The organism is Pseudomonas putida, assembly GCF_028682455.1.
Classification (GTDB): Bacteria; Pseudomonadota; Gammaproteobacteria; order Pseudomonadales; family Pseudomonadaceae; genus Aquipseudomonas; species Aquipseudomonas putida_AA.
Genome location: NZ_JANHLD010000001.1, coordinates 1,985,964 through 1,998,876, shown reverse-complemented (window position 1 = coordinate 1,998,876; position 12,913 = coordinate 1,985,964). Strand labels below are relative to the sequence as shown.

12 protein-coding genes and 1 pseudogene are annotated in these 12,913 nt (G+C 63.6%); 11 read left to right on the top strand and 2 right to left on the bottom strand.

The features are described from left to right. From NPS58_RS09640 to NPS58_RS09590, 11 genes and pseudogenes are all read left to right on the top strand, one after another. Nucleotides 1–1,122: a DUF6094 domain-containing protein gene (locus tag NPS58_RS09640; RefSeq protein ID WP_022579845.1), complete on the top strand. Its 1,122-nt coding sequence runs from the start codon at nt 1–3 to the stop codon at nt 1,120–1,122. A 168-nt stretch (nt 1,123–1,290) separates the two neighbouring features. Continuing rightward, nucleotides 1,291–1,535, top strand: a pseudogene (locus tag NPS58_RS09635) (plasmid related protein). Between the two features lie 69 nt (nt 1,536–1,604). After that, entirely contained in the window at nt 1,605–1,910 is a 306-nt protein-coding gene (locus NPS58_RS09630; protein ID WP_022579847.1) for a hypothetical protein, read from the top strand. Between the two features lie 135 nt (nt 1,911–2,045). Further along, nucleotides 2,046–4,325: a helicase-related protein gene (locus NPS58_RS09625; RefSeq protein WP_213923489.1), complete on the top strand. Its 2,280-nt coding sequence runs from the start codon at nt 2,046–2,048 to the stop codon at nt 4,323–4,325. A 359-nt stretch (nt 4,326–4,684) separates the two neighbouring features. Beyond that, complete coding sequence (locus tag NPS58_RS09620) at nt 4,685–5,263, top strand: PilL N-terminal domain-containing protein (RefSeq protein WP_034027956.1); 579 nt, start codon at nt 4,685–4,687, stop codon at nt 5,261–5,263. After that, on the top strand, nt 5,260–5,901 hold the full coding sequence (locus NPS58_RS09615) for a hypothetical protein (protein WP_034027955.1): 642 nt from the start codon (nt 5,260–5,262) through the stop codon (nt 5,899–5,901). The genes NPS58_RS09620 and NPS58_RS09615 overlap by 4 nt, the downstream gene beginning before the upstream one ends. A gap of 14 nt (nt 5,902–5,915) precedes the next feature. After that, nucleotides 5,916–6,641, top strand: a complete 726-nt coding sequence (locus tag NPS58_RS09610) for a TIGR03759 family integrating conjugative element protein (RefSeq protein ID WP_034027953.1) — start codon at nt 5,916–5,918, stop codon at nt 6,639–6,641. Then, a complete protein-coding gene (locus NPS58_RS09605) occupies nt 6,623–7,228 on the top strand; it encodes a transglycosylase SLT domain-containing protein (protein WP_034027951.1) in 606 nt (201 codons plus the stop codon). Before NPS58_RS09610 ends, NPS58_RS09605 begins: the two co-directional genes overlap by 19 nt. Continuing rightward, entirely contained in the window at nt 7,225–7,773 is a 549-nt protein-coding gene (locus NPS58_RS09600) for an integrating conjugative element protein (protein WP_022579852.1), read from the top strand. Before NPS58_RS09605 ends, NPS58_RS09600 begins: the two co-directional genes overlap by 4 nt. A gap of 4 nt (nt 7,774–7,777) precedes the next feature. Further along, the gene (gene traD, locus NPS58_RS09595) at nt 7,778–9,961 is read left to right on the top strand and encodes a type IV conjugative transfer system coupling protein TraD (RefSeq protein WP_274115156.1); all 2,184 of its coding nucleotides are present in this window, start codon (nt 7,778–7,780) and stop codon (nt 9,959–9,961) included. Then, nucleotides 9,958–10,707 (top strand): TIGR03747 family integrating conjugative element membrane protein, encoded by a 750-nt coding sequence (locus NPS58_RS09590; RefSeq protein ID WP_022579854.1) that lies wholly within the window; start codon nt 9,958–9,960, stop codon nt 10,705–10,707. The genes traD and NPS58_RS09590 overlap by 4 nt, the downstream gene beginning before the upstream one ends. Before the next feature lie 91 nt (nt 10,708–10,798). Here NPS58_RS09590 and NPS58_RS09585 read toward each other — a convergent pair whose 3' ends face one another. Together NPS58_RS09585 and NPS58_RS09580 are read right to left on the bottom strand one after the other, a co-directional pair. Then, complete coding sequence (locus NPS58_RS09585) at nt 10,799–12,676, bottom strand: ATP-binding protein (protein WP_034027948.1); 1,878 nt, start codon at nt 12,674–12,676, stop codon at nt 10,799–10,801. Next, complete coding sequence (locus NPS58_RS09580; protein ID WP_274115155.1) at nt 12,673–12,864, bottom strand: hypothetical protein; 192 nt, start codon at nt 12,862–12,864, stop codon at nt 12,673–12,675. Before NPS58_RS09580 ends, NPS58_RS09585 begins: the two co-directional genes overlap by 4 nt. Nucleotides 12,865–12,913 lie beyond the last annotated feature (49 nt).

Genomic DNA, 12,913 nt, shown 5'->3' with positions numbered 1-12,913 from the left:
ATGGCTCTCATGTTCCCGCGGCTTGCCCGCAACTTCGTGAAGAACGGGTACTTCCCAACCGATGAACCGACGCTCGAAAGAGCCCTCAATGCACTGATGCCCAGTGCGCCTGAATCCAATGGGCCGATGTGCATCCTCGATCCCTGCGCCGGCGAAGGCGTGGCGATTGCCGAAGCTGCTCATGCCCTCGGGCGCGAGCAGGCCAGGGCGTTCGCCGTCGAGTTCGACGCAGAGCGGGCGCGCCATGCCCGCGGCCTGGTCGATCACTGCCTGCACGCGGATCTGATGGACACGATGATCTCCAAGCAGTCCTTTGGGCTGCTCTGGCTCAATCCGCCATATGGCGACCTGTCCAAGGACGTCAACGGCAACATTGGCTATCAGGGTCAGGGCCGTGCCCGCCTCGAAAAGCTGTTCTACCAGCGCACGCTGCCCCTGCTGCAGTACGGCGGCGTGCTGGTCTTCATCATCCCCGGCTACGTGCTCGACGCCGAGCTGGTCGGCTGGCTGACGCGCCACTACACCGACCTGCGGATCTACCGAGCGGTGGAAACGCAGTTCAAGCAGGTGGTGATCTTCGGTCGGCGGGTGCGCCAGCGTGAGCAGGCACCCGATGGCGTCAAAGCCGTGCGCAATCTGCTGCTGCAGGTTGGGCTTGGCGAAGTCGAAGCCGAGGAGCTGCCGGGCGAATGGCCGTTCCTGCCGTACATCGTCCCAGCCAGTCCGGCGGAGCCGGGGCATTTCTTCCGCGTGACGATGGAGCCGGAGCAGTTCGCCGATGAGGTTGGCAGACTGCAAGGCCTCTGGCCGTCGCGGGATACGCAGTTGGGGGCCGCGCAGCAGACGCTGCGTCCACCGGCGCGGGCCTTGTCCCACTGGCATCTCGCCCTGGCCCTGGCTGCGGGTGCGATCTCGGGAGTCGTGCAATCCAAGACGGGGCGCGTACTCGTCGTCAAAGGTGACACCCACAAGGACAAGACGCTCCAGCGGGAATTCACCGAACGCGAAGACGGCTCGATTGCCGAGACGCGCATCCTCACCGACAAGTTCGTTCCCGTCATCCGAGCCTGGGACATGACGCCGGGTTCCGCCACGCGGGGCGAGGTGTTGACCATTCGCTGATCGTTTCTCCACCGCCGACGGTTCGCCGTCGAGTTTTCCACCCACCGGGGTCCAGTCGCCCCGATGGGGTGCCGTGGCCCCTCCATATCCAGGAGCCTTCCCATGGCAGCCCAAGCACTCTCCATCAGCCAGCCCCCGAGCCTGCGCTTCTCGCCCGGCCAGGTGGTCATGACCTGCGGCGTCGATGACCTGGTCCAACAGGCCAATTCAACCCGATTCCCTACCTGCGTCGCCACCTCGGCGGCGATTGGGGCGACCTCGACGACAGCGACAGGCGGCAGAACGATGCCGCGCTGAAGTCCGGTGAGGATCGTCTGTTCTCTTCCTACCAGGTCGCACCCGGCCTGAAGCTCTGGATCATCACCGAATGGGATCGCAGCCTCACCACGTTGCTGTTGCCCAGCGAGTACTGATCTTCTCCAACGCGGGGCCACCGACACCCCGCAAGGGTGCTGTAGCCCCTTCACTCCGAAGGAAACCACATGACATCCGACCAACATGACAAGCACCGCCGCAAACGGCTGTTCGAAATCGGTGCACTGGAGTTCAGCGAAGGCGTCGAACGCCTGATGAACGAAGGCCGGCTCGATCCCATGCCGCTTTTCGAACGCCACATGCGTGGCGACTGGGGCGACGTCGCGGACTACCAATGGCAGCAGAACAACGCTGCGTTGGAGTCTGGCGAACGCCTCGATTCGTTTTACGTCGTCACCCGTGACCTGAGCATCCGCATCTTCACCGAAGCAGATCGCAGAGCGACCCGCATCGTGCTGCCGTCCGAGTACTGACCGCGAGTTGTCACCGCAGGCCACGAGCGCCTGCACTGTCCAACCACTGACGGTTCGCCGTCTCTCTACCCACCACGGGGCATGCCATCGCCCCGCTGGGGTGGTGCATGTCCCATTTTTCTTTGGAGCATCACCATGTCCGTTGATCTCGACACCACCGCTAACGATGCAGAGCCCGTACAGGGCGAACTGCTCGAAGTGGAATCCAACCCTCTCACCCTGAGCCTTCAGGATTTTGTCGGCGAGTTCGGCGACGAACTGCTCGACTCTCTCAACCGCGCCAACCCGCCGGTCTATACCGGCCAAGCGCAAGCACAGCGGCAACTCGTCGTCGCCAGCCTCAAGCGCAAGTTGTTCCAGGCCCAGGCCGAAGTTGTCCATGCCGCCGCCGAGCTGTTGGTCGATCAAGGCGAGCGCGCTGCGATCGTCAATGGCGAAATGGGTTGCGGCAAGACGACCGTCGGCATCGCCACGGCCGCCGTGCTCAACGCCGAAGGCTACCGCCGCACCCTGGTGCTTTCGCCTCCCCACTTGGTCTACAAGTGGCGGCGCGAGATCCAGGAGACGGTGGCTGGTGCCAAGGTCTGGGTGCTCAATGGCCCGGACACGCTAGTCAAGCTCATCAAGCTGCGCGAGCAGTTGGGTGTGCAGCCCACGGGCCAGGAGTTTTTCATCCTGGGCCGCGTCAGGATGCGGATGGGGTTCCATTGGAAGCCGGTCTTCACCCAGCGGCGCACCCGCCACGGCGACGTGGCGGCCTGCCCGGACTGCGGCACGCTCATCACCGACCTCGACGGCGAGCCGGTCAACCCGATCGGGCTCGAAGCCGAGGAGTCCCGCAGGAAGTGCAGCCACTGCGCCGCGCCCCTGTGGACGCTGATCCGCCCGCGCAGCCTGTCCGGCAGCGACCAGTCCTCGGTCGTCCTCAAAGCCTTGAAGCGCATCCCGACCATCGGGGAAGTCACCGCGCAGAAGTTGATGCAGAAGTTCGGTGACGGCTTCCTGGCCTCGATGCTGGGTGACAACATCCATGAGTTCATCAACCTCATGGATGGCAACGGCGAGCTGGTGTTTTCCGACCGTCAGGCCACGCGCATGGAACGTGCGATGGCCAACATGGAGTTTGGCTTTGGCGAGGGCGGCTACCAACCGTCCGAATTCATCAAACGCTACCTGCCGCAAGGCACGTTCGACCTGCTCATCGCCGACGAGGCGCACGAGTACAAGAACGGTGGCAGTGCCCAGGGCCAGGCCATGGGCGTGCTGGCGGCGAAGGCTCGCAAGACCTTGCTGCTGACCGGCACGCTAATGGGCGGCTACGGCGATGATCTGTTCTACCTGCTGTTCCGGGCACTGCCAGGACGGATGATCGAAGACGGCTACCGCCCGACCACGAGCGGCAGCATGACCTCGGCTGCGATGGCGTTCATGCGCGATCACGGCGTCCTCAAGGACATCTACTCCGAGAGCGCCGGCACGGCGCACAAGACGGCCAAGGGCACCAAGGTATCGGTGCGCACCGTCAAGGCTCCCGGCTTCGGCCCGAAAGGCGTCTTGCGCTGCATCCTGCCGTTCACGATCTTTCTCAAGCTCAAGGACATCGGTGGCAACGTCCTGCCGCCGTATGACGAGGAGTTTCGTGAAGTCCAGATGGACGTGGCGCAAGCTGCGGCCTACCGCGATTTGGCGGGTCGGCTGACCGCAGAGCTGAAACAGGCTCTGGCGCGACGCGATACGACCTTGCTGGGGGTGGTGCTCAACGTGCTGCTGGCCTGGCCGGATTGCTGCTTCCGGTCGGAGACCGTGGTGCATCCGCGCACGCGCAACACCTTGGCGTTTGTCCCGGCTCAGTTCAATGAGTTCGAGATCAGCCCCAAGGAGCGTGAGCTGATCGATATCTGCAAAGCGGAGAAGGAACAGGGCCGCAACGTTCTGGCCTACACGGTCTATACCGGCACGCGCGACACCACGTCGCGCCTGAAGGGGCTGCTGGAGCAGGAAGGCTTCAAGGTGGCGGTACTGCGCGCAAGCGTGGATGCCAGCCGCCGAGAAGACTGGATCGCCGAGCAACTGGACCGTGGCATCGACGTGCTCGTCACCAATCCCGAGCTGGTCAAGACGGGACTGGATTTGTTGGAGTTCCCGACGATTGTGTTCATGCAAAGTGGCTACAACGTGTACTCGCTCCAACAGGCAGCACGCCGCTCCTGGCGCATCGGGCAGAAACAGCCCGTGCGCGTGATCTACCTCGGCTATGCCGGTTCCTCGCAGATGACCTGCCTGGAACTGATGGCCAAGAAGATCATGGTCTCGCAGTCCACCTCGGGCGACGTGCCCGAATCGGGGCTGGATGTTCTGAATCAGGACGGTGATTCCGTCGAGGTCGCACTGGCCCGGCAATTGGTCACCGCCTGATTTCCACGCCATCGCCGGCCTAGCGCCGCCGGCTTTCTATTGTTCACAACTTGCAGCCCCACTCGCGTTCTTCGTGGGCGGGGCTGCGTTTTTTCTTTGGCGTGCTACGGCAGCCACCCTGCAATTGATTCGCGAAGTACACCGTTTTTCGTCCCATATTGCGGCTTAACTGCAAATCCGCCTATTGATCCATGAGCTACTGGTTGTGCGCAACAACGGGTGCGTCTGTACCGCCTGGACGATACGCAGTAGGCATCCGGGTCGCCCCTGAAACCGGGCACTACCCAGTTCGCATTCCTGGCTGACCGCACGGCACCGTGCCGCCAAGGTATCGGCATCGCAACAGAAGAGCCGATGCCATGCCCGCAACCCATGTATCCCGGCGTCTGGTCGGCGCTGGTCTCCTGGCCGCAGCGCTGGCCAGCGGCTGCGCCACCACGACCGCGCCGCTGGTGCCAGACGCCATAGAAGGCGTCTCCTCCGCTCCCGAACCCGAGGCCCCCGAGTTCATTCCCGTCGTGCGCTATGGCCGCTACACGCTGGTCGAGCTGACACCCACGGCGGCGCAGCGTGACTTGCTGTTGCAGACCATCGACGTGTTCATGCCCGAGGATGCCCGTGCCACGGTGGGCGATGGCCTGCGGCATGTGCTCAAACGCAGCGGCTACCAGCTTTGCGAGACGCCTCGCGCCGTGACCGAGTTGTATGTGCTCCCGCTGCCGGCGGCGCACCTGCATCTTGGCCCCATGACCTTGCGCGATGCGCTGCTCACCCTGGCTGGCCCGGCCTGGGAACTGCATGCGGATGAACGGGCACGGCAGATTTGCTTCGAGCGGCCTGGAGGCAGTGCGACCGCCGAGCACGCACACGAGCCGCCCGCTGCCGAGGCGGTGCAGACGTTTCCGCTGATGCCTTCGGGTTCGGGAGGCCAGCCATGAATGCCGCGCAGTCTCCCCGTCGCCCGATCACCGCCGTGGTGGTGCAGAGCCTGATGTGGCTCTGGCTGATCAGCCTCAGCGTCTTCGTCGCTCTCGGCTACCAGGCGGTGAACGACCAGACCGACCAGAATCAGCTTGATACCCGCCTGCAACGTCTCGAAGCGCAGGCGATGGGCCTGGCCGAGACCATTGATGCCATCCAGCAGCGTCCAGCCGTCGCAACGGCGGCAGACCTCAAAGACACCCGCGAACTCCTGGAAGCACGCGCTGCTCAGGTCGAAAAAGCGCTGAGCGGCTATGCCGCTGCCGAAGACCTTCAGGCGCTGCGCACCGAAGTCGAGCAAATCAAGACACGCCAGACTGTTGCGCGTGCCGCAGCGTCCGCCCAGCCGCGCGTACCGACCAGGCCCACCGCCAAGCCGGAACCGCCGCCACTGCCGTTCCGCATCGTCGGCGCCGAACTTCGCGCCGGCCAGCGCAGCCTGTCCGTCGCGCCGAACAACGGGAACTTCACGCCCGACCAGCTTCAAGTGCTGCTTCCCGGCGATGCCGTCGGCCCGTGGCGCTTGCAGGCAGTCGAGGGCAACACCGCGGTGTTCCAGGCCGGCGACCAGACCCGTCGCATGGCGATTCCTTGAGCGGAGCGCACGACATGAAACCGTCGATCATCCTTTCCGCGCTCCTGCTCGCGTCTGCCCAGTTGCCCGCCTGGGCGCAGCAGCCGGCCACGGCCTCCGCCCGCAATGCGCAGAGCCAGGAGCGCCTCCTTGTCGCCCGCATCCTGGACGACCGGGTGGCAAGCGACTGGGGCCTGCAACCGCAGGAGTGGGCGCGCTATCGCGAACTGATGGACGGGCCGTTGGGCATCTACTCGCCCAACCTGGACCCGCTGTCCGCCCTGGGCATCGAGGCGCGCACCGACGAGGAACGGCGCCGTTACGCAGAGCTGCAGGTGCAGGTCGAAGCGCGCCGCGTCGAGAAGCTGCTCGCCTACCAGCGTGCCTACGACGAGGCCTGGCAGCGCCTGAATCCCGGCATGCAGCGAGTGAACCTGCCTGACGACAAGCCCAACGCGGGTGCCGAACGCGGCTCCGGCCGCACGGCGGTGTTCGTCAAGGACGGCTGCGCGGCCTGCGGGCAGCTTGTGCAGCGCCTGCAATCCTCTGGCACCGAGTTCGACCTGTACATGGTTGGTAGCCGCCAGGACGACACACGTATTCGCGACTGGGCCAAGCGTGCGAACGTCGATCCGGCGCGCGTGCGCAGCGGTGGCATCACGCTCAACCATGATGGCGGGCGGTGGCTGTCGCTGAGCTTGCCCGGCGAGCTTCCAGCAGTCGTGCGCGAGGTGAACGGCCAATGGCTGCGCCAGCCTTAGTGGCCACCTCCGTTTCGCAGTGCTTGCGCACACTGGCGCTCGCGGCGGGCCTGTGCGCCTGCGCCGCCCATGCCCAGGAAGTTCCGCCACCGGCTTACCAACTCGCCGCCCAGCGCGCGGGCGTTCCCTCGACGGTGCTCTACGCGGTGGCCTTGCAGGAGAGCGGCATCCGGCGCAACGGGCGCATCGTCCCGTGGCCGTGGTCGCTCAACGTCGCCGGCCAGTCGCACCGCTTCGCCACCCGTGCCGACGCCTGCGCCGGATTGCAGCAGGCGATGCGCTCCACGTCGCACACGCGCATCGACGCGGGTCTCGGGCAGATCAACCTCGGCTACCACCAACAACGCTATGTCAGCGCGTGTGACCTGCTCGACCCATACCGCAACCTCGCCATCGCCGCTGAAATCCTGAAGGAGCAGCACGTCACTGGCGAGGACTGGTTACTGGCAATCGGTCGCTATCACCGTCCTGCGGGCGGAGAACCTGCCGCCCGCTATCGGCGCAGCGTGTCGCGCCACCTTGCCCGCGTGCAGGGCACGCGCCCAACCGCTGCGGCCTTCGCCGCACGCCAGGAGAGCATCCCATGAAAACATCCCATTTGACCCATCTCACACTGAAGGGCTTGCTCGTGCTGCTGGCGGCTCTGCCGCTGGCCTCGCGTGCCGGCGAGCCGCTGATCGTGGTCGAAGACCGTGGCGGCACGTCGGCGCTGCCGTACTACGAGGCTCTGAACCTTCAGCCGCGCGCCAATGCTCCGGCCCGACCGCCCATCCCGATGCTCCCGGTGCCCGCCACGCTCATGGACGAGGCCGCGATGTTGCCGGTGCGCAGTGCCAAGCTCACGCCTGGCACCGTCGCGCGGCGGGTGATCGAGGCACCGGGCCTGCGGCCTTTCGTGGTCGTCGGCGACGACGAGGCGTCCCACGCCTGGATGCGCAGCCAGGCAACATCGCTGCGCGAGCGCGGCGCGGTGGGCCTGGTGGTTAACGTCGAGACCGTGCAGGGTCTGGCACGGCTGCGCGCCCTGGTGCCGGGCGTTCCCCTCGCGCCTGTGGCCGGTGACGACCTGGCCGAGCGCCTGGGTCTGCGGCATTACCCGGTGCTGATCACAGCCACCGGCATCGAGCAATGAAGCCATGTCGGGGAAACAGCCAGTCGAGGTTTTGCTGCGCCCAGCGGTGGAGTTCTATACCGTCGCGGCGTGTGCAGGCGCCGCGTTTCTGTCCCTGGTGGCCCCGTGGTCGCTCGCGCTGAGCCCCGCCATGGGCGTCGGCAGTGCGCTGGCGTTCTGCGCCTACGGTGCCATCCGCTACCGCGATGCCCGCGTCATCCTGCGCTACCGGCGCAACATTCGCCGCTTGCCGCGCTATGTGATGACCAGCAAGGACGTGCCGGTCAGCCAGCAGCGTCTGTTCGTGGGCCGCGGGTTTCTGTGGGAGCAGAAACACACCCATCGGCTGATGCAGACGTACCGACCGGAGTTTCGCCGCTACGTCGAGCCAACGCCGGCCTACCGGCTGGCGCGCAGGCTGGAGGAACGGCTGGAGTTCGCGCCGTTCCCGCTGTCTCGGCTGCCTGCACTCACGGGCTGGGACGTGCCTTTCAACCCGGTGCGCCCGCTGCCGCCTGTGGGCGGCCTGCCGCGCCTGCACGGCATCGAACCCGATGAGGTGGACGTCAGCCTACCGCTGGGTGAGCGCGTCGGGCATTCGCTGGTACTGGGCACCACGCGCGTGGGCAAGACGCGGTTGGCCGAGTTGTCCGTGACCCAGGACATCCGGCGCAAGAACGCCGACGGCGAGCACGAGGTCGTCATCGTCATCGACCCCAAGGGCGACGCCGATCTTTTGAAGCGGGTGTACGTCGAGGCCAAGCGTGCGGGCCGCGAGGGCGAGTTCTATGTCTTCCATTTGGGCTGGCCGGACATTTCTGCGCGCTACAACGCCGTGGGCCGCTTTGGGCGCATCAGCGAGGTGGCCACCCGTGTTGCAGGGCAGCTCTCCGGGGAAGGCAACAGCGCGGCATTTCGCGAATTTGCGTGGCGCTTCGTCAACATCATCGCCCGCGCCCTGGTGGAACTGGGGCAGCGCCCGGACTACATGCTGATCCAACGCCATGTGATCAACATCGACGCGCTGTTCATCGAGTACGCCCAGCATTACTTCGCCAAGACCGAGCCCAAGGCCTGGGAGGTGATCGTCCAGATCGAGGCCAAGCTCAACGAGAAGAACATCCCGCGCAACATGATCGGGCGCGAAAAGCGCGTGGTGGCGCTGGAACAGTACCTCTCGCAGGCTCGCAACTACGATCCGGTGCTCGACGGCCTGCGCTCGGCGGTGCGCTACGACAAGACCTACTTCGACAAGATCGTCGCATCGCTGCTGCCGCTGCTGGAGAAGCTCACCAGCGGCAAGATCGCCCAGCTTCTGGCCCCGAACTACTCCGACCTGGCCGACCCGCGTCCGATCTTCGATTGGATGCAGGTCATCCGAAAGCGCGCCGTGGTCTATGTCGGCCTGGATGCGCTATCCGATGCCGAGGTCGCCGCCGCAGTCGGCAATTCCATGTTCTCCGACCTGGTTTCGGTCGCTGGCCACATCTACAAGCACGGGATCGACGACGGCCTGCCGGGCGCATCGGCAGGCTCGCGCGTGCCGATCAACGTCCATGCCGATGAGTTCAACGAGTTGATGGGCGACGAGTTCATTCCGCTGATCAACAAGGGCGGCGGCGCTGGCCTGCAAGTCACCGCGTACACGCAGACCCTCTCGGACATCGAAGCCCGCATCGGCAACCGGGCGAAGGCCGGTCAGGTGATCGGCAACTTCAACAACCTGTTCATGCTGCGCGTGCGCGAAACGGCCACCGCTGAGTTGCTGACCCGGCAATTGCCGAAGGTCGAGGTCTATACGACCACCATCGTCAGCGGCGCAACCGACAGCTCGGACATTCGCGGCGCGACGGACTTTACGTCGAACACCCAAGACCGCATCAGCATGTCCAGCGTGCCGATGATCGAGCCATCGCACGTCGTCGGCCTGCCCAAAGGCCAGTGCTTCGCGCTGTTGCAGGGTGGCCAGCTTTGGAAGGTGCGCATGCCGTTGCCGGCGCCAGACCCGGATGAAGTGATGCCGGCGGACTTGCAGCAACTGGCTGGGCACATGCGCCAGAGCTACAGCGAGGCCACGCAGTGGTGGGAGTTCACCAGCTCCCCGGTCTTGCAGGACGCGGCCTTGCCGGACGACCTGCTCGATGAGGCGGCCATCGCCATACCCATCACCGACACGGGCGACACGGCCAGCGAAGAGGCCGCGCCATGAGCGATGCCGCCTCCACTGCGCAGCGCGAGCAGAACCGCCGCCAGGGCCTGATCGTCGGCACCATCACCTTGCCGTTCCGACTGCTCGGGGTGCTGGTCAGCTCGCTGCTGTTCTCGATCCTGATGGAGTGCATCGGCATGCACCTGTTCTGGAAGGATCAAGGCTGGCAGCACTCCCAGCAGATGTTGCAGTACGAGTTGGGGCACCTGTCCAAGCACTTCCCACGCAGCGTGGTCGTGCAGGAGCCGGGGCGCACGGCGCATGCGCTGGTGGACACCGGCTACGAATGGGTGTTCGTGCGCTCAGGACTGCTGGAGCGCATGAGCCAGACCGCAGAGCGCGCCCGTGCGCCCAGCCAAGGGCAGGCGCGGAACTTCCGTTACTTCATCAGCCAGGTCTATGTCTGGGCCGAAAGCTACCTGATCGCCGCCGCCTTCACTACGCTTACTTTCCTGGTGCGTCTGTTGGTCCTGGTGCTTACGCTGCCGCTGATCTTCACGGCGGCATTTGTTGGTTTAATCGACGGCCTGGTGAGGCGTGACGTGCGCCGGTTCGGCGCGGGCCGGGAATCCGGCTTTATCTACCACCGAGCAAAAGCCAGTCTGATGCCACTGGCCGTGCTGCCCTGGGTCACATACCTGGCCTTGCCGATCTCGGTGCATCCGCTGCTGATCCTGCTGCCCAGCGCCGCCTTGCTGGGACTGGCCGTGAGCCTGACTGCAGGGAGTTTCAAGAAGTACCTGTAATCGAGTCCCCATACGAAAACGCCCAGCTTCAACGGTCGGGAATTCTCGCGCTCACCTCATGCCATTGGCTTCTTCCCATTTCTATGCCCATTTATTGAGCGGAGTCCGTTGTATAAGGGAATAATCCGTACCGCCCATGATACGGGTTCTTGCCGAACATAAGCGACTGCTCGCGCTGCATAATTGAAGCAGGCGGATCCGTGTTCTCAACAACGATGACTTGTGTGTCGCTAGGCAACGCTTCAAGATATGCATAGAACTGTTCTTGAAGGTCAGTACCAGTCAAGTCATCTTCCGCTCCGTCTGGCTCTCGGTATGCCAGCAAAGGAGAGTCGAGCACGACAAATCCCGTATGCGGGGTCTGGCGCGCACGGCAGAAAGCAAGCAGCCCGAGGGTGAAGGCTGCATGAGTGATGGCGCGAAGCCCCTTACCAAAAGCACTACGCGACTTTCCAGCGATAACAAGATCCCGAGCCTTGGAATCGAAATACACATCCCCAGTCTCTGGGAAGTGCCAACCGGTCAGTATGCCCTCGACAGTCTTGGCAAAACTATAAGTCACAGTGGTTGAGAGATCTGCGCTTGCAACAGCCCCGGCCTTCTCATCCTCGGTGTCCTTCTCAAGGTCGGCGCGACGGCGCTCCATGTCTTGTACGGTAGCGTAGAGTGCCAGCGCTTCGCGCACCTCGGCACGCTTGTCGGCAAAGTCGGAATAGGACTTTCGAAGAGTTGAGAGCTTAGGTGCGATCAATTCTTCAACCGACTCCGAGATTGACTCCAGCTCTCGAACAACAGTAGGCATCCTGCGATCAAAGTTGGCACCTTCACGCTCAAGGCTTCGGACGGTCGCTACAAGTTCAGTGCGCAAAACTTCGATCTTGGCGACCTCCACTCGTGCGGCCTGAACGACAGCATCAGTGTCTCCATTACACCCGGTATCGACGCGATGATGATCGGGATCCGCTCCGCAGAGAGGGCAATGCCCGGCACCCAGCACGCTAAACAGCGTCCCGCCTTCCTCAATGGCGCGCAGCCTTTCAATATCGGACACGTAGTGCCTGTCGAGCAAACCGAATCGCTCAAGCATCGCGCCGACCTCTGCACGTCGCTCTCGGCTTTCCTCCAGCTTCTTGCGCAGTTCTCGCCGTTTCCCCGCAGCCTCCTGAAACTCAGCTTCTGTGGTGTTTACCAGGGCCGCCTGTTGACGAAGCGAGGTGTCGATCTTCTCTAGCTGCTCCTCCAACTCCTTCGGACTCTTGGTCAATTCCTTGAGCCGATCACGATAGTCATCAAGAAGCTGATCGAGAAGATGCAATTGTGCCTCGCGCGATAACTCCTCTGGCTCACTCTTATTGCTAGCGACCAATGCGGAGTCGTCCGCCCCGGTTAAAAGCAACTTGAACGTCGCCAAGTTCGGTGTATTCGCGGTGGGATTTCCATCAACCAGCGGAGAGCTTTGTTGGGTAATCTCCGTCTCATCGACGATCATCAAGCGAGCAATGTTGCGAAAGCTCAGGCTGATCGTTTCGTTTCGGGAGTTTTTGCGGACACGCTTGCCACCAAGGTTGCATAGATTCAGCAAGAACGAGGACAGATTCGTGCAGTTCTTATCGCTGTGCTTTTCGTCAAGCTGCGTGTACGGGATGTCGGTCGTCGGCGGCATCTGGTGCAAGTCTTCGTATAGCCGAAAGCCGCCGCCGTCTATGCTGCGCCAAAGCGTAAATGACTTCCCATCAAGGGTCTCAAGCCCCAGGAGAACGAGGTCGTAGCCGACGCGTTCAGGGATGTCGCGCAGGGGTGGTTTGCCACCAAGCATGAAGTCGATGGCTTCGACAATGAAAGACTTTCCAGTGTTCGAAGCGCCGTAAATGACGTTGAGACCGGCGCCGAAGGTCACTGTTGCGGGTGACTTCTGTGGGCCGAAGAAGCCGAGGAAGCGCAAGCGAAAACCGGGGGTTATTGCCGTCATGCTTCGCCTCCCAGGCTTTGCTCGACGTGCTGAAACTCCTCAACCCATTTATCGAAGAAGCGGCGCATCATGCCTTTGAACTGTTCGTCCGTCAGGTAGCCAATGGTTTCGACAAGCCATACAGCGCGATCCTTCAGGGACAGCAGGTAGTTGGAAGATACTGACGATCGAGTAGGAGGCGGATTCACACCCGCCGTCCTCTCACACCACCGTGCGTACGGTTCCGTACACGGCGGT